Annotated in this window: 13 protein-coding genes; 6 read left to right on the forward strand and 7 right to left on the reverse strand. The window is 68.0% G+C overall.

Translation table 11 applies throughout. The features are described from left to right. Nucleotides 1-117 precede the first annotated feature (117 nt). The 4 genes from ADBZ5N_RS10670 to ADBZ5N_RS10685 all read right to left on the reverse strand — a co-directional run bounded on the left by ADBZ5N_RS10670 (nucleotide 118) and on the right by ADBZ5N_RS10685 (nucleotide 4931). Entirely contained in the window at nucleotides 118-885 is a 768-nt protein-coding gene (locus tag ADBZ5N_RS10670; protein ID WP_526257462.1) for an HAD family hydrolase, read from the reverse strand. A 3-nt stretch (nucleotides 886-888) separates the two neighbouring features. After that, nucleotides 889-1674: a sugar phosphate isomerase/epimerase family protein gene (locus ADBZ5N_RS10675; RefSeq protein WP_526257463.1), complete on the reverse strand. Its 786-nt coding sequence runs from the start codon at nucleotides 1672-1674 to the stop codon at nucleotides 889-891. After that, nucleotides 1671-3014, reverse strand: a complete 1344-nt coding sequence (locus ADBZ5N_RS10680; RefSeq protein ID WP_526257464.1) for an MFS transporter — start codon at nucleotides 3012-3014, stop codon at nucleotides 1671-1673. Before ADBZ5N_RS10680 ends, ADBZ5N_RS10675 begins: the two co-directional genes overlap by 4 nt. 216 nt (nucleotides 3015-3230) lie before the next feature. Further along, a complete protein-coding gene (locus ADBZ5N_RS10685) occupies nucleotides 3231-4931 on the reverse strand; it encodes a metallophosphoesterase (protein WP_526257465.1) in 1701 nt (566 codons plus the stop codon). Between the two features lie 226 nt (nucleotides 4932-5157). On the opposite strand from ADBZ5N_RS10685, the gene ADBZ5N_RS10690 reads away from it, so the two are divergent. From ADBZ5N_RS10690 to ADBZ5N_RS10710, 5 genes are all read left to right on the forward strand, one after another. After that, nucleotides 5158-5430: a hypothetical protein gene (locus ADBZ5N_RS10690; protein ID WP_526257466.1), complete on the forward strand. Its 273-nt coding sequence runs from the start codon at nucleotides 5158-5160 to the stop codon at nucleotides 5428-5430. A gap of 59 nt (nucleotides 5431-5489) precedes the next feature. Next, complete coding sequence (locus tag ADBZ5N_RS10695; protein ID WP_526257467.1) at nucleotides 5490-5864, forward strand: hypothetical protein; 375 nt, start codon at nucleotides 5490-5492, stop codon at nucleotides 5862-5864. Nucleotides 5865-5910: 46 nt separating this feature from the next. Beyond that, a complete protein-coding gene (locus tag ADBZ5N_RS10700; RefSeq protein ID WP_526257468.1) occupies nucleotides 5911-6267 on the forward strand; it encodes a hypothetical protein in 357 nt (118 codons plus the stop codon). Between the two features lie 113 nt (nucleotides 6268-6380). Next, nucleotides 6381-6521, forward strand: a complete 141-nt coding sequence (locus tag ADBZ5N_RS10705) for a hypothetical protein (RefSeq protein ID WP_526257469.1) — start codon at nucleotides 6381-6383, stop codon at nucleotides 6519-6521. A gap of 36 nt (nucleotides 6522-6557) precedes the next feature. After that, on the forward strand, nucleotides 6558-7118 hold the full coding sequence (locus ADBZ5N_RS10710; protein ID WP_526257470.1) for a DUF3558 family protein: 561 nt from the start codon (nucleotides 6558-6560) through the stop codon (nucleotides 7116-7118). Between the two features lie 415 nt (nucleotides 7119-7533). Here the strand turns inward: ADBZ5N_RS10710 and ADBZ5N_RS10715 are convergent, their stop codons facing one another. From ADBZ5N_RS10715 to ADBZ5N_RS10725, 3 genes are all read right to left on the reverse strand, one after another. Beyond that, a complete protein-coding gene (locus ADBZ5N_RS10715; RefSeq protein WP_526257471.1) occupies nucleotides 7534-8349 on the reverse strand; it encodes an HpcH/HpaI aldolase/citrate lyase family protein in 816 nt (271 codons plus the stop codon). A 132-nt stretch (nucleotides 8350-8481) separates the two neighbouring features. Continuing rightward, nucleotides 8482-10950, reverse strand: a complete 2469-nt coding sequence (locus ADBZ5N_RS10720) for a CocE/NonD family hydrolase (protein WP_526257472.1) — start codon at nucleotides 10948-10950, stop codon at nucleotides 8482-8484. A gap of 481 nt (nucleotides 10951-11431) precedes the next feature. Next, nucleotides 11432-12955, reverse strand: coding sequence for a PepSY domain-containing protein (locus ADBZ5N_RS10725; RefSeq protein ID WP_526257473.1), 1524 nt, complete (start codon nucleotides 12953-12955; stop codon nucleotides 11432-11434). A 268-nt stretch (nucleotides 12956-13223) separates the two neighbouring features. Here ADBZ5N_RS10725 and ADBZ5N_RS10730 point away from each other — a divergent pair. Beyond that, the coding region (locus ADBZ5N_RS10730) for a hypothetical protein (RefSeq protein ID WP_526257474.1) at nucleotides 13224-17469 on the forward strand (4246 nt) is incomplete at its 3' end.

Consider the following 17469-nt stretch of genomic DNA (forward strand, 5'->3'; position numbering starts at 1 on the left):
CTGGAACTCGGGATCCCCGTGTACGGATACGCGCCCCAGACAGCTTCCGGCGATTGGCGCGTTCAGGGAAAGCGTCATGAGCAAGCCGCGAAGTCGCCCTAGGCCCCGCCGGCACCCCTACCGCGACTGGAGCACCCGTTCGGCGATTTCGGCGAAGCCGAATCCGCCCTGCTTCGACGCGATGAAGGCCGGTGCCGGGTCGAGCCGATCGGTGTGCAGGGCGACGTTGGCCACACCGACGGATCGGTGGAATGTGCTGAAACCCGCCTGATCGTTGGGCGAGTCACCGATGAAGACACACCGGCTGCGGGCCTGCTCGGAGCTCAGGCCGAGTTGCTCACCGGCCAGGCGCAGCAGCATCGCACCCTTGTCGTGATCGCCGTAGAAGGCATGAAGGTGGATGCTCGAGGTCAGCACCCTGGCGCCGTGCCGGCGGCACAGAGCGGCCAGCCTCTCGGTGTCCGCCGGGCTGACATTCGCATGCTCGTGCAAATCCCACGCGACGTCCACCCGACGCAACGGCGCATCCCCGGCAAGGGCCACATGGGGTAGTTCCTCGGCGACCGCCGCGACAAGAGCCGCCAGCCTGGGCGCGGCGGCGTCGCGTTCCTCGGGCGAATCCCAGTAGCGGGCCTGACCGCCCCGCAACACCGCGTAGCCACCGTTTTCCGAGACGGCGAAGGCCACCGGCCACAACAGTGAGAGCACCTCGGCGAAGCCCCCGGCACGCCCGGTGGCCAGCCCGACGGTCACTCCGGCCTCGACCAAGCTGACGATCCCCGCGTAGGCCTCGGGAACCAGCGCGCCCTGCCAGGTCAGGGTGTCGTCGATGTCGGTGAAGACAGCAGCCACGTCGGTGGCGTCGAATTCACTGAGAGGCCGCACGGGTCACCGGCCCGCTTCAGCGGTGATGTGGGCGATGATGTGATCGAGCGAGTAGTGCAGCGGGCTGATCTCGTAGGTGATCACCCCGTCGTAGCCGATGTCGGACAGGATGGCGGCCAGGCCTGCGGTCACGTCGTCTCCATCTCCGGGCAACAGGTGCAGATCGCTGGTCGTGTCGTTGTCCGACAGATGAATTGCACGCACCGATGACCCGAGCGTGTCGAAGACGTCGTGCAGCGAGATCCCGGTGGCGGCCGAGTGGCCGGTGTCCAACACCGCCCCGCACCCGGCGTCGGCGACCAGTTGCGCCCACTCCGCGAGGTTGGACGCCATGATGTGGCTGTAGCCCAATTTGTCGGGAATCAGATTCTCCAGCAACAGTTCTATGCCGAGTTCGCGGGCCTCGGCGTGCAGTTGCGCGGTGAATTCGACAAGCCGGGGCACCTTGGCGTCGCGGTCCGCGGCGCTGGCGGCGTAGCCGCCGTGCAGCACGGCGTGGACGCCTCCGAACCGGGACAGGTGGCGCAGCCACTCGCGGTTGCGCTGCAGTGCGCGCTCAGCCACCACCGGGTCGTCGGAGACCGGGTTGAGGTCGTGGAACGGCAGGTGAATTCCGACCTGTAGGCCGCACTCGGCGGCTCTTTGGACCTCCCACTCGGCATGGGGATGCTCGGTCCAGATTTCGACGCCATGGATGACCCCGCAGTCACGCACCGCTGCGAAGTCCGTCTCCGAGGGGTGCTCCCCGGCACCCCACATGCTCAGCCAGATGGTGCCCGGGATGCTCATGGGTGGGAAAGCTCTCCTTCATAGTCACCCTCGCGGGACAGTTCCTCCAGGGTGCGACCGTTGGTCTCCGGTGCCAGTATCAGACAGATGACCAGGGCCAGCACCGCGACTGCGAAGAAGAAGCCCAGTGCCACCTGCTGACCCCAGGCCGCGATCATGCCGGGGAACACCAGCACACCCAGGAGCGATCCGATCCGGCTGACGCTGGTGGCAAAACCCATCCCGGTCGCCCGGATTCCGGTGGGGTACAACTCAGTCGGGTAGACGAAGTTCAAGATGCCGCCACCCATATTGGCGAACAGCACCGCCACGCTGAACAGCGCCACCAGGAATCCCAGACCGGGCGCGGGCGACAAAGTGAGGATCAGCAGCGCCGCCGCCAGCCCGCTGAACGAGGTGATGATCAGCGGCCGGCGCCCCCACCGGTCGGCCAGATTGAGTCCGATGAAGGCCCCGATCAGGCCGACCAACGCCACCACGCCGGCGCCGAGGTAGGCAACAGAACGAGAGCCGTCCTCGTTGAACTCATCGAGGATGGTCGGGGTGTAGATGGTGATGCCGTAGTAGGCGATCGCGTAGCAGGTCCAGAAACCGGTGACGAAAATGGTGATGCGCCGGTACTTTTCGTTGAACAGGGCGCTGATCGGCTGGCGCTTGATCCTGCCGGTGGGGATCTCGACGTTGTGTCCGGTGAGTTCCCGCATGATCTTCTGGGCGTCCTCCTCGCGACCGACCGAGGCCAGCCAACGCGGTGACTCCGGCAATGTGCGACGCAGGATCAACACGATGATGGCGAAGACCGCTCCGACCAGGAACATGTACCGCCAGGAGTTGGGACCCAGCGGTTCGAGCAGGATGCCGGTGACGTAAGCCGCCAGCGCCCCGACGAACCACATCGCGCCCAGGCTTCCGCTGTGCGCGCCGCGCCCCTTCGACGAACTGAACTCGGCCACCAGGGTGGCCGAGATCGGATAATCAGCGCCGATACCCAGGCCCAGCAGGAACCGAAAGGCGATCAGCGACCAGGGATCCCAGGCCAGCGCCGCGCCGATGGCGAAGGCCACGAAGCAGGCCAGATCAAGAAGGTACATCGCCTTGCGCCCGTACTTGTCGGTCAGTCGGCCGCCCAGCGTCGCCCCGATCAGCGCCCCGAAGATGGCCGAGGCAGCGATCAGGGCGATGATTCCGGGACCCATGCCCGGGAAGTAGTCCTTCAGCACCGGCAACGCCACCGCGATGATCACCAGATCGAACCCGTCGAGGAACGTTCCGCCCCCGGAGAGCACCGTGACCTTGCGCCGCAACCGCGCCAACTGGGGGGTGTCCAGGGTCTCGAACATCAGCCACGTCCTCCTCTATTTTGCGGCTGCGACGTTAGCTGTCCCGGCAGCGCACGGGACGGTCTCGTGGAGAAGAAACGGAGACGACGAGATGAACAGTCGGATTCGGACGCCCCACTAGTCGTGGGCGTCCGCGGTCGTGGTGTGGAACAGGGCGGTGGCGTAGGTATCGACGCGTTTGGACACTTCGGCGCTGCGGTGACCGATGCGGCGTAGTTAGGCGAGCACCTGCCTGCGGAAGGTGACTCTGTCGAATTCCCGGCCATATTCATCAACGGCGGTGGCGTCCATCTCGCTGACCAGGGTTCCAGGCCTGACGTCAATGCGCAGGAATGCGTAGTTTCGGAAGCGCACCCGGGACCACGAGACCTCTTCGGCTTGTTTAGTGCCATCCGGTGTCCAGACGTAGCTGTTCGGTACGAACGTGTCGGCGACTTCGTTCCCCCGGTAGCTCTCACGTTCCCCCGCTTGAAAGGCGTAGCGGGGCCGACCTCCCGAGCCGACGGTGTAGTAGACGGTGCCGTCGGTCACTGGATAAACGACCGAATTGTCTGCTGCGACCCTTGTCGGAGTGCCACCGCGAATCGGGTCCGAGCGCTCGAACGCGTGATTGTGCGCCTGCAGTACCAGGTCGACCTGGTGGCGGTCGAACAGATCGACCCAGGCGGCTCGCACGCCGCCGTCGCTGGCGTGGGCCTCGACGGTGGAGTACGCGCAGTGATGGAAGAAGCAGACGATGAAGTCGATTTCGGGGTTGGCGCGATGCGCGGCCAGTGTCGCATCCACCCAACGGGTCTGGGTGCCGCCGGAATAGCCTGTGTTCGTGGTGATCTCGTCACTGACGTCGTTGGCGTCGAGCGAGAGTACGGCGACGTTGCCGTAGGTGAACGAGTAGACCGATGGACAGTTGGCCGGCCCGTTACCCGGGAAGTCCAGCCTTGCGAGATGGCCGCCATAGCCGTGCGCCGGGTAGGCGGCCTCCATGTCGTGGTTACCGGTCGCGAACATCCAGGGCGTCATCGCGGTGCTGGCCTCGATGGACGCGAGGTACACATCCCAGACGAACGGATTGAACTTGTCGAACCCGACTGGGGGCTCTCCCGCGCGGATGAACTTGCCCGGCTTGCCCATCCCGCTGGGATCGGCGTAGGCGATGTCTCCGGCGAGCACATGGAAATCCGGCCTGGACAGCACTATCTGGTTGAGCACGTTGCCGGCGTGGTCGGCTGAGGGGTCGTTGTCGGGCTTGTAGTAACGGTTGTCGTAGACACCGGGGGCCAGTCCCGGCGGAAGTGGGGGAGTCTCGTCGGTTCCCTGGTCTCCCATCATGGTGAATCGGAACCAGCCCATGGACGCGCGGGTGCTCGGCATCGCGGTCCACGCCGATGCGACGTCACCGAGGAAGGCGCCATCGGAGGTGCGCCACCGGTAGAAGTGCGGCGCCCGCCCGGGCAGTCCGTCCAACGGGGCGTGGACGTAGAACTGTTCGGCCGCCAGCACTCCGCCGTCACCGTCGGGGATCTGGGTGATCAGGTTTCGGACCTCGGCCTGCAGGGTCGCCCCAAGAGCAGGGGTCGGGCCATGGTCCAGAAAGATACGAGTGCCGTGCGGGTTCGACGACAGCTGGGCTGCGAGTCGCAGTTGGCTCGAAGCTTCCGCGCCGAACCCGACCCGGCGGTTCCCCACCGCCAGCGGAGCGCCCTGGGCGTAGGCGCGGCGGCCGAACGGAGCGACGCCGAGGGCGGAGACAGCGGCCGCCGCGGCTGAGCCGCGCAGGAAGTTCCGCCGGGAGACCGGGCGGCTGCGCAGATAGCCGCAGTGCCAGTCGAATTGCTCGGCCATGGACATCCGTCCCGCCAGGTCGGACGGAACCCCAGTGTCGGGGATTTCCCCGGATGCAGCGCGACGGTGAGACATCGCGCCAGTTTGCAGCGGGTCTGCTGCCTGGGGCTGAATGACCGGGGAACTTCGGGTGAATAGGGCACGGCCGACACCGAACACGCCGCGATCGAGTCCATGCCCGCCGTAACCTGCGGGACCGTGACTGCCCCCTTGGCGGTCAGCTGAAATCGTGCTGCCGTTAACCCCCTGTCGATACGTTTCGCTGACTTTGTCGTTCGCAACGTGTTCAGACAGGGGAAATGTGGTACCTCCCAGCGAGGCAGATCGTGCTCAAGGCGACGCATTCTGCGACGAACTGCAGCTGGTGATCGCTGCCCTCGACGAGAAAGTGACCAAGCTTCGCACCGAGATGGCGCGATACATGTCGGCTGGCCGGGAGCCGCAGGTGCTTCGCGTGCAGAGCAGTCTGCGGGCCGCGGCGGTGGAGCGGCGAAAGATGCTGGACATGTTGATCGGGATCGGCCACAGCTATCCATGCAGCCATCGCAGTACCGCCAGTTCCGATGGCGAATGATGTGAACGCCGGGTTAATTTGACCTATACGTCAAGGGTCGATCAATTAGCTTCGGCGGAATGCTGGAACCCGGGATGTTCACCGAAGGCTGCTCGGGAGCCGCGCTATCTATAGCGGCGGACGTTGTGGATCGGGGCGCGGTACAACGACGCGACGATCACCGGCTGGCCTTCGAACTGGGCGTGCACCATCCTGCCACCGCCCACATAGATACCCACGTGCGACGCGTCGGGAAAAAGACTGATCACGTCGCCGGGCCGCATCTGGTCCAGCTGTACCGGCTGACCACCGGATGCCAGCGCCTTGACTGGAGCGCGGCAGTGCCAACCCGGCCTGGGATGGCGGCCTCGCACCACAGCTGCGTCCTAGCCCGCGACGCCCGAGCCACCGGCACCTACCAGGCGGTTGGCGCCAAGATCGAAGTGGTGAATTGAATGACTTGCCCTTCGGCCGCCTGCCTGTTTCGCGTATAACGTCCCGGTGCGCGTCGCGGCTAGCGCATTGGTTCTGGCCGCTGTGTTCGGCGTGCCGGCCGAAACGTTCGACTCGTTCATCGTGGCGCCGAGGATGGCGAACGTGATCGCGGAGATCCGCATGATCTGCGACTTGCGCGAGCCGGCGACCCTCGAAAAAAGCGGTCTGACCACTCATCGTTCAGTCATCGAATACTGCTGGGAAACGACCGAAATCGGTTGCAGCACTCCGGATATCGGGAAATGTAATGATAAGACTCCTGTCCGTCACTCCGCTGGTCGCGGGTTCGAGCCCCGCCCGCCCCACGACAGAGGTGTATTACTTCGGCTGATTCTTGCCACTTCGTCTTCGGTTGATGCCTGACCTGTTCCCGCTTTCCCGACTACCGCGACTGGCCGGCGTTGATCAAGGACCTCGACCGCGGCGCCACTATCTACCCGAACGAAAAGGGGGGCCAGCAAGCCCCGAAAACTGGGATGACGACCACGGCCCGCGTGGAGATCATCGGCGACCGCGCCGTCCTGATCGCGCCGTACAACTCCGATCTGCCGGCCGGCGCGCGCCAACTCGGCAGACGCTGGGATGGGTGGCGACAAACAAGCCTGGCCGACGTCTGACGCTACAGTGCATGCTGTGACAGCGAGCAGTTCCATATGAACGTGATGCGCACAGTCGTGGCCGGTGTGGCCGCCGTTGCGGTGATCAGCACGCTGTCGGCGTGCTCCGATTCCGCCGATCCCGATCAGCCGCAATCCCAGTCGCAGGAGTCCGGCGCCCCGGTGGCCAAAGAGGGCCAGCACGGGCCGACATTCCCCGAGTGCGGCGGAATCAGCGACGAAACCATGGCCCAGCAGACCCGGATCACCGGACTGGTCAGAACGGCGGTGAACCCCGTCGGCTGCCAATGGCTGGCCGCCGGCGGCATCCTCGGGCCGCACTTCTCGTTCAACTGGTTCCGCGGCAGCCCGATCGGACGGGAGCGCAAGACCCAGGAACTCTCCCGGACCAGCGTGGAGGACATCACCATCGAGGGCCGAAGCGGTTTCATCGCGGTCAACGACGACCCGTTGCTCGGTGAGAGTCTCTGCGAGATCGGGATCCAGTTCGACGACGACTTCATCGAGTGGTCGGTCAGCTTTGCCGAAAAGCCCTACCCGCCGGCCTGCGACGTCGCCAAGGAACTGACCCGCCAGTCCATCGTGAACGCTAAATGATCTAGCCGATCCGGCGCCGGCTGACCGCGAGCGCGGCCGCGCTCAGTGCACTGTGCTCAGGGGTTGCGCCACGACCGTCGACGGCACGGCGATGAAGGCCGGCACCGGCGGTTCGCGCGGCGAGTCCGCCGAGAGGTACCCCAACCTGTAGATCCGCCTCAGCGGCGGTGATGACGAAGACGGTCGTCCCATCGTCGTCGAATGGGTTTGGTCATGCCCCCGATCCTCCCGCTCACCCCCGACACGCCCGGGGTGCCGCAACAGGAGCGTCTGTGCAGCACCTTTCCGAGTTGCCAGGCCACGCCCGGCGTCTCGTGACCGGTGACAGCTACCGAAGCGTGCCGATTCGCTCTTCGCGTTCGGGGAGGTCCTCATTGCTGTCGCGGGACGCGAACGCGTGTCAGCGATCTCGCCTTCAACTCGATATCAGTCGGAGTTGCCGGGCCTTCTCCAGAATGGTCCTGGCGCGGTTCAATCGCGGTAAGTCGCTGCCGTCCTTGGGCTTTCCGCCACCGCTGTTGAACTGATCAACGAACTCTTGCGCCCAACTGATATCCGAATCAGATGGGCTCAGCCCAATGTTAATGGTCTCGGCGTCAGACGAACGCAGCGCGAGCTTGCCCGTCATACCCATCCGCCGGGTCAGCGCCACGCCCTCGGCTAGTTGGTCAGGGTCACGGGTCGGGCCGTCGATCGGACCCGGTATGTGCGCCGCGCGCGAGGCTACGACGAGCTGGGAACGGCTGAAGGCCAGGGCCAACGGATCCTGCTCCACGCCAATGTCCAATGTGTAGTCGTTGACTCCGAACGCGATTCGAAAGCACGGTCGTGCGGCCGCGATGTCCTGGGCACGGGACAATCCGCGCGCTGTCTCGATCAGTGCGATGACTGGCGCATCACCGCCAAGCCGGTTTGCGGTGTCCCACATGTGATTGCCGCCTTCAGTCTTGGCCAGCACCACACCCTTCATACCGCGGCAATCAGCCAGAGCCCGACAGTCCGCGGACCAGAACTCGCTTGAGGCGTCGTTGATACGTACCCATGCCCGAGCGCCGGTGTTCAGGAAGTCTACGACTCGGTCGCGGGCTGCCTCCTTCTCGTTGGGGGCAACGGCGTCTTCCAGGTCCAGGATCACTTCGTCGGACTTGGTATGCATCAGCACTGCGTCAAGATCAGGCTCCCGGGAGGGGTTAACGAGGAGCCAGGAGCGCGAAACCTGCGAGTTCACCATTGCGTCAGGCTAGCTGCCCAGAAGCGCTGCGCTAGCCGCCTCCGGCCACCCGATCCGCGACGGCCATCCATCCCTGGTGCTTCGCCCCCACTCCCGGTAGCTGCAGGTTCAGCGATCGTCACGGCCCGCTAGTCAGGGATTGACGTTGGCGGGGTTGATTGTCGGCAGTTCGACGGACAGTTTCGACACGTTGGCCAGCCCGAAGGAGGTGAAACTCTGATACTGCGTGGAGGAACTGATGATCTGCAGAGTCAGAGACGCCTTGGCTCCCTTGGCGGTGTAGGCGATGTCGGCCAGCGGCATCGTGACGGTGTGGTCCTTGCCGTCAAGGGTGACCGGTATCGGGGTGGTCAGGTTGCCCAGCACCCGCCCGGTCTCGTCATCGACTAGTTGGCCGTAGAGGAACCGGCCGGTGCCCAGACCGTTGTAAGTGATGCTGACGGTGGGCGCCCCGGCGACCTGAACGCCGTCGGGGACGGCGAACGTCAGATTGACCGCGTTGGCCGCCTTGGACCCGACGGCGAGCGACGAGATCAGCGAGATGCCTTGCTGCGGGCCGCCGGACCCGCCGATGAGCGGCACCACAGGCAGTAGGCCGCCGTCGCCGGAGGCCTTGACCGAACCGGAGTTGAAGTTCGGGGCCGACGGAAGCAACGCGGAGCTGAACAGTCGGCCGCGCTGGTCGTACCACTGGAACGTCGGAATGTCCTTCGCCGCGGTGGTGGTCTCGGCGACGTAGGTGTCCAGCCACTTCATCGCGTCGGTGATGTTGTTGGGCCCTTGCGCTGGATTCTCCGGGTCGATGCACTCGCCGTGCCCGCCGCAGAACCAGATCATCTTGGCCGGCACTCCGTTGCCCGCCAGGGTCGTCGCGGAGGTGACGGCCTGCTGAAGCGGGAACAGGATGTCGACGGTGCCCTGGATCAGCAGTGTCGGGGCGGTGATCGTGTCGACGAGCACGGTAGGCCCACTGGTGGCGTAGAACGCCTGGTCGCTGCTGGAGAGGTAACCGAACAGCGAACCGGTGAGAGTGCTGGAGACGATCTGGCTGTTGAGCTTGGCACCGATACCGATCAACGACGCGAACAGGCCCAGACCGTAGGAGGTGAGGTAGGAACCGCTGGGGTAGAACGAATCCAGCAACGAGTTCCAGGTGATGCCCGGAACGATCGCCTTGACCCGCGGGTCGGTGCCGGCCACGCCCAGTTGCACCGCGCCGCCGTACGAACCACCCACCATGCCAACGACGGCGTTGCCTCCGGTGGTGGCGACCTGATCCTTGGCGGGGTTGGCGGCGGTGGTCAGCCAACTGATGATGGTGGAGGCGTCGCGGCCCTCGATCAGCGGCTTGTCCCAGTTGACGACGCCGCCGGAGGCGAACTCACCGCGGGGGTCCCAGGTGACGACGTTGTATCCGCCGCCGCCGGAATAGCTTCCGCCAGCCGGCACGGTGGAGTCGGTGCGCAGCACCTTCACGCCGGGCACCGAGAGGCCTTTGAGGTTGCCGCCTTCGGCGTAGACGCTGTTGGGGTTGGTGTTGCCCGGGTTGCCGAGGTAGGCGCCGTTCAGGACGGTCGGCGCCTTGGTGACCGCGCCGGTGGCGACGTTGACCGCCGGGAAGTAGTTGACGCTGATCAAGGTGCCGTCGAACGACGGCATCATCGTCGTGAAGGCGGTGGGACGCCCTGCTGCAAGGGTTTTCGCGTTCGGGTCGAACTCCGCGATGGTCGAGTAGCCGATGATCGGCGCCAGTAGGTCGCCAACGATCGGGGTGCGGTAGAGCAGTTGGAAGATCGGGGCCATCAGGGACCCCACCAGCGGGATTCCCGTGACGAAGCGGGAGAACGCCGTCGTGGAGTTGACCATGATCGAGAAGCCCTCGGTGGTGGCACTCGTGGTCAGCGTCTTCGTATCAGGGAGGTAGGCGAACTGGCCCGTCTTCGTCTGAGTGGCATCGGGACCGATGTTGATGTTGACCTTGCCGCCGTTGTCGGGAGCCTTGATCACCGTGTACACCAGCGGCTGGTCGCCGCACTTGGCGCAGGTCGCACCGACGTTGCCCATCAGCACGCCGGCGTCCCAGGCGATGGTCGGGTTGGTCGTGATCGCGCTATCGCCCAGCTGCGCCTTGGCCGAGGGCGAAGGGTCCGACGGCGAAGCGGCCGTCACCGACGCTGTTGGGACCGGGTTGTTGTCGTTGGCGGCGGCCGTCTGCGGGACCGCCGCAGCCGGGGTGACGGCGGCTGCGGGCGGTGCCGTCTGGGTCAGGGCACTGTCGGGAACCGTGATCGGTTCACTCGGGTCGAGGCCCGGCGCCGCGACTCGGGGGGCGCGGGTACCCCGCGATGCGGGAACTGCGGCGGCCGGGGCAACGGAATCGCCCTCCGCAATCGAGGAAACGGCGGCCGGCGCCTTCCGGACACCGCGATGCGGGGCGGTGTTCCTGGCAGGAGAATCCGACGCACCGGCCGATGCCGATCTCGTGCCGGAGCCGGAGTCGGTGTCGTCGGCATTGGCCGTGCCCAATGCCTGCGGACCGGCCAACGACAAACCCATCAGAACGCCCGCGGCGCTGACCCTGAGACCCAGACGAAATGACATGTCTTTCCACCTTGCTTGGGAATTCGACAGTGAGAGCTGACACGCTAGTCCGATACCAACCGGTGGTGCATCGAAACACGCCGGAAATCCGTGTGACTTGTGAAAAGTTCTGTGGGGCAGCGGAATCCGAGTGCAAATGACCCATATGCGGTGTAGCCACCCCGGACGACTGTGGACGCCCGGGGTGGTTGGGGCAGTGGGCGGTTAGGAGGGGGGCGCCGCCTACTGTTGTGCGTGCTCGTGTGGGTCTGGTGGCGATTTCGGTGGCAGAAAGCTAGCAGGACTTGTTGCGCAGGGTGCAGGAAAATCCGTTTTGTCCGCTTATCCGGTGCCGATCCGAAGTTGGCGAGTCTTTCCCCGGGACGAAGGACAAACTCGCCGGTACCGGGTAATGGTTCCTTGCGCGCGCGCCGATGGCGCGCTTCGCGGGGGCCAGGGTGCGGGCGGACAATTGATTATGAAGGGCAAAGCCCACTTTGGTTCAGATGGCATCCGCGGACTTGTGGCGCGCCTGCCGCGACGCGATGACCGACTCGGCGACGAGCACCACAAGCAATGTCACACCGAAGGACGGGTAGATCACCGCCAACGCGGTGGCCGTGACGCCGATGGCGATGACGGCGCCGCGCGGGGTCTGCGACTTCATCGTGTCGCTGGTGCGTCCGGGCAGGCCCGCGGTGCCGGTGGGCCGGCGTTTCCACCACATCATGGTCGCGGAGGCGATGCTGGTCAGCAACCCCAGGCAGAAGGCGGTGGCCAGGATTCGCGTGAGGATGCCGTACTGGGTGCCCATATGCATGTTCACGCTCCAACTGGTGATCCGCGACAACGCGCCGTCCTGGTCGGCGGTGGCGTTGGCGACCGTCGCTCCGGTGAACTGGTCGAGGTAGAGCGTTCGCTGTTCGGACAGCTTCTGCGGCCAGTGGTTGACGACGGCGTAGCTGCCGTAGGTCGTCTCCCCGTCGACAGTGGTGTCCGACGGCGGCACGATCGAGTAGCCCGCCACCATGCTCTCCGTCTTGGCGATCTGGTTGATGTCGTTGAAACCCAACGGCTTTGACAGGGCGCCCGCACCGCCCGAGGCGTAGACCGGATCCTCCTTGTCGGCCCAGGCGATCCGACGGCCGAGTCGGTCGAAGTCGCCGACCTTGGCGGGTGTGGACGGGGCGTCGATCGCGGTGGCGGGGGTGACGGTGGACGTCACCGCACGCCAGTTCTCTCCCCAGTAGCGAGACCAGGTCAGCCCGGAGACGATGTAGCAGATCAGCACCACCGAGAACAGAATGCCGGTGGTGGCGTGCAGATCCCGCCAGCGGATGCGGCCGCCTTTGTTCCACCGGATGCCAAGGCGCGGCTTGCCCCGCTCGACGGCCCGCGGCCACCACAGGTAGATGCCGCTGGCGGCGAGCACAAGGACCCACACGGCGGTCATCTCGATGACGAGGCCGCCAACGCCCACCCGTACGGATGGCTCGGGGTAGGCCGACGGCGCGATGAAATGACCCAGGGCGGGCAGGTTCAGCGTCGGGCCGTCGTTGCCGAACAGCCGGTGCAGTTGGTTGGCCCAACCCACAAGTCCGTCCAGTTCGTGGCGCTGGCCCAGATAGTCGCCGCTGTAGGGATTGATGAAGACCTGCGTGACGTTGCGCTCGCCAACCTCGGGCTGCTCGGCAGGCAGGAAGTCAATCTGGGTGGAGCGATCCGGGGATGCTCCGGGGGTGACCGCGTCCAGCACCATCGACGGCCCGACCTGCTGTTGGGCGGTGGCTACCTGGTCATCGAGTGACACCGTCGCACTCGCCGGACTGACGACCTTCAGATCGCGGTGCAGCAGGAGATCCAGGGGCTGGGTGTACAGGATGATCAGGCCCGTGCAGGCCAGCAGCACCAGCGTCGGCGCTGCGAACAGTCCGACCCAGAAGTGCAGCCGCCAGATCCGGCGAAGTATCGCGGACTGGCCGCGGCGTTCCTCGCGATCGACGGGTTCACGCTCGACTGTGACCATACGGCCCTCCACGACTAGTGCTTGCAACTACTAGTCGTCGGCGACCGTCGGTCGGTTCCCGGGGAGTTGAGCACGGGTCGTCGTGTGTGGGTCGAACTGTTCCGGAGTGTTGTCCGACCCGCCGGCTGTCCGAGTGTGTCGGCCATGTGCCGCGCGGAAACGACGCGCCGCCTGGGTGTCTGTAAAGCCGGACATTTTCTGTTAGTTTCTGACTCGTTGCGGCGGCAAGGACTGGCAACGGGTGTTGATTATGGGCGGAGAAACAGTCGTGGGTGAACAGCGAGTGCGTGAGATCCAATTCGGCCAGCCGGCCCTGCGATCGCCCGGCTACACCCACCATGTGGGTCGGGTTGGAGCGCTCGCCCTGGCCCTGGGTATCGGTGCGGCTGTCGTGTCGGCTCCGGTGAGTTACGCCGACAACACCGGGTCGGGGGGATCGACCGGGTCTTCTCGCGACGCCAGCGGTCCGACACCGGGGACCCGACCGTCTGATTCCGGTGCCGCCCGCGGCCGATCCGGCGAGGTCGCCACCCCTCGCCGTGGTGGGGGGTCCGAGAACACGCCGGGCGATGAGCAGGTCGTGCGGGATATCGAGGCGGAGGTCGAGGAGCCGCCTGCCAAGCAGCGCGGGTCACGCACCGTCCCCGCGCCGGCGTCCGGTCCAGTTGGTGATGAAAGGGAATCAAGCGCTGCTGGAGGCACTCACACGTTTTCAGGCGGGGCTGCGGAGTCTGTTACAGCCCCCGCTGCTGCCCCCGCTGATGAATCGGCATTCGACGATGCGCCAGCGCAGAGTGTTCTCGGCACCCCTCGTCCCGCGGCTGCGGCGCCGGTGGCTGCGGTGCCTGCGGTGCCTGCGGCCGCGACGCTGCCCGACGTGGACAGCGCCGCCGATCCGGTGTCGTCGGCCCGGTTGAGTGCGCCGGTGGCGGCGTCGGCTCCGGTGATGACCGCGCCCCCTGCGGCGGTTCGGGGCTCGGTGTCGGGGTTGGGCGGCAATTTGTTGGAGTGGCTGGGGTCCGGCGGCGGTGATGCCCCGGCGGCGGCGCCGTTGATGTGGACCGCGGCGGCGTTCACCCGCCGGGAGTTCGCCGCCAAGCTCAGCGCCCCCAAGTCCGCGGCGACCACGACCGGTGAGCCGGCGACGCCGACGCTGGGTTCGGTGGTGAGTTCCCCGAAGGCGTCGTCGACGGCGGATCCGTTCGCCGATTTCATCCGGATTTTCATCGGGGATGGCACCGCGGCCAATCCGAACGCGGGCCTGTTGATCGGTAATGGCTACAGCTACACCAGCTATGAGGGGGCGTGCACCACCGGTGCGTGCAACGGCGGGCAGGCTGGTGCGTTGTTCGGCTCCGGGGGCAATGGTTTCAATGGCGGTAAGGGCGGGTCGGCGGGGCTGTTCGGTGACGGCGGGGCCGGCGGCCGCGGGGTGGCCGGGGTCAGCGGCGGTCGGGGTGGTAACGGCGGTAACGGCGGTCTGTTGTGGGGCAACGGCGGTGCCGGTGGCACCGGTGCGTCCTCGGTCAGTGGCCCGGGCAGCGCGGGTGGGGGCGGCGGCAACGCCGGACTGCTCGGGGTGTTCGGCAACGGCGGGGCCGGTGGTAACGGCGGTGCGGGTGTCAGCGCCGGCGGGGCCGGCGGGGCCGGGGGCACCGGGGGCGGGTTGGTCGGCCGTGGCGGGGACGGGGGTACCGGTGGAACCGCGAGCGCCCGGGCGGGTATGGGCGGCAATGGTGGGGCCGGCGGTAACAGCGGGGCGTTCTCGATCGCGTTCTTCCCGCCGGGTTTGAGCTTCGCCGGTACCGGTGGTGCCGGTGGTGCGGCCACCGGTGAGGACGGGGTCGGCGGTGCCGGCGGCCGCGGCGGGGACACCGGGTTGTTCTCCCCGGTCAACAATGCGGGGTTCGGCGGTGCCGGGGGATCGGCAGTCAACACGGGCGGGGTCGGCGGCGCCGGCGGTGCTGGCGGCACGACCGGTCTGTTGTCCCCGGCTGGGGACGGCGGGCGCGGCGGTGACGGCGGTGATGGTTTCACCGCCGGCGGCCGGGGCGGCAACGGCGGGCAGGGTGCGCTGTTCTTCGATGGCGGCGGCAACGGCGGCGACGGCGGCGACGCGGTCGGTGCCGGCGGTAACGGTGGTGCCGGCGGCAACGGCGGTGGGGTCGGCTTGTTGTCGTTGTGGGGTTCGGGCGGCAACGGCGGCGTGGGTGGCGACAGCACCGCCGCCCCGGTCGTCGGGGTGGCCGGCGGTAACGGTGGTGCCGGCGGCAACGGCGGGGCGAATTCCTGGATCATCCCGTTCACCCAGGACGGCACCTCCCCGTCGGAGGACAACGGCACCGGCGCCGGTGGGGCCGGCGGGTTGGGCGCCGACGGCGGTCTGGGTGCCAAGGGCGGCGACGGCGGTAAGGGCGGCGCCGGTGGGCAGGGCAGCGTGCTCCTGGGCAACGGTGGGGCCGGCGGCTTGGGTGGGCGCGGCGGCAATGGCGGTGGCGGCACCGTCGGGAGCAACGGATTGAACGGCGACGAAAGCTTCGTCATCGACTACGGCAACGGTCCCGGCGGCGGGCAGAACGGCACCTCCGGTGGGGCCGGGGCGGCCGGTGGGGCCGGCGGGGCCGGCGGGGAGGCCGGTTACGGCCGCTACGGGTTGTTCGTGCGCGCCCAGGCCGACGCCGGCGACGGCGGTGCCGGCGGCAACGGCGGGGCCGGTGGAGCCTCCGGCAACGGCGGCAACGGCGCGGACGGCAATCTGCTCAACCGCGACGGCGGCCGCGGCGGCAACGGCGCTAGCCCAGGTACCGGCGGCTCCGCCGGTAAGGGCGGGGCGGCCGGTCAAGGTGCCGGCGGGCAGGCCGGCGCTGACGGGACCGGTGGTGCCACCGCCACAACCGGGGGTAACGGCGGTAAGGGCGGGGCCGGCTTCTCGGCCCTCCTGGCTGGTGAGCGTGGCGGTAACGGCGGCGCCGGCGGTGATGGCGGCGCGGTCGGCAACGGCGGCGCCGGCGGCAAGGGCGGTAACGGCGCGGCCGGGACGGCCGGGGTCTCGGGCACCGCGGCGGGCGCGTCGGGCACCAATGGCGGCCAGGGCGGTGTCGGGGGTAACGGCGGTGCCGGCGGTAAGGGCGGGGCCACCTCAGGTACCGGCGGCGCCGGCGGGGACGCCGGTAATGGTGCTGCGGGCGGTCGTGGCGGTGACGGTGCCGACGGTGCGGCAGGGGCCACTGTGGACAGCCCCGACGGTCAGGCCGGCGGGAATGGTGGAGCCGGCGGGGCCGGTGGCGCGGCGGGAACCGCGGGCAAGGGGGGTACCGGATCGACGAACGGCAAGGCCGGTGCGGCGGGTGTCGACGGTAATGGCGGTGCTGGCGGGGATGCCGGCAACGGTGGGGCGGGCCGCAATGGCGTGGCCGGGCCTAACGGTACTGATGGCGCCACCGCGGGCGCGGCGGGCACCAATGGTGGTGCGGGAACCCGTGGTGGCAACGGCGGCGCGGGCGGTACCGGCGGTGCCGGTGGGGCTGCCGGTGGTGGCACCGGAACCAAGGGCATTGATGGCGATGGCGGCGACGGCGGGGCCGGCGGGGCCGCCGGGGTGGGCGGTAACGGCGGGGCCGGTGCGGCCGGGGACGCCACCACCCTCGACGGCGGGGCCGGCGGGGCCGGCGGTGATCCGGGTGTGGCCGGTACCGGTGGTGCGGCTGGCCTCGCCGGTGGTGCGACGGGCACGGCGGGCGCCAAGGGTGCCGGTGGTGCGGCCGCGACGTCCGGCGGCAACGGCGGCGCCGGTGGTGACGGCTACAACTCCGCGGCGGATGCGCTGATCGGACCGGGTATCCGCGGCGGCAACGGCGGTGTCGGCGGTGACGGCGGCGCGGTGGGCAACGGCGGCAAGGGCGGCAAGGGCGGTAACGGCGCCGCCGGTGCGCCGGGTGTCGATGCGGTGTCTTTCGGGGACCCGGGAACCGCCGGATTTGCCGGCGGCGCGGGCGGTGATGGCGGGGCCGGCGGCAAGGCGGGCGCTCTGGCCGGCAACGGAGGCGCTGGCGGCAATGCCGGCTCCGGCGGCCGCGGCGGCGACGGCGGCGACGGCGAATTCGGCTTAGACGCGATCGACAACGGTCAACCCGGTCAGGCCGGTGGCGCGGGCGGCGACGCCGGCGAGGGCGGTGCGGGCGGCCGCGGCGGCACCGGCGGCAGCGCCCCCAAGGGAACCGCGGGCGGCAACGGCAACGGCGGCAACGGCGGCGCCGGAGGTACCGGCGGCGCCGGCGCCAACGGCGGCAATGGATTCCGCGGCAGCGATGCGGTCAACGGCTCCCCGGACACCCCGGCGACGGCGGGCGGTGCCGGTGGCGCCGGCGGTGATGGCGGCAAGGGCGGCAAGGGCGGCGCCAAGGGCCTCGCCGGTGGTGCCGGGGCGAGCGACGGCACGGTCGGTGCCGGTGGTGACGGCGCCCAGGCCGGCAGCGGCGGCAAGGGTGCCCGTGGCGGTGACGGTCTCAGCGGCG

This window comes from Mycobacterium sp. (genome assembly GCF_044370595.1).
Lineage (GTDB): Bacteria > Actinomycetota > Actinomycetes > Mycobacteriales > Mycobacteriaceae > Mycobacterium.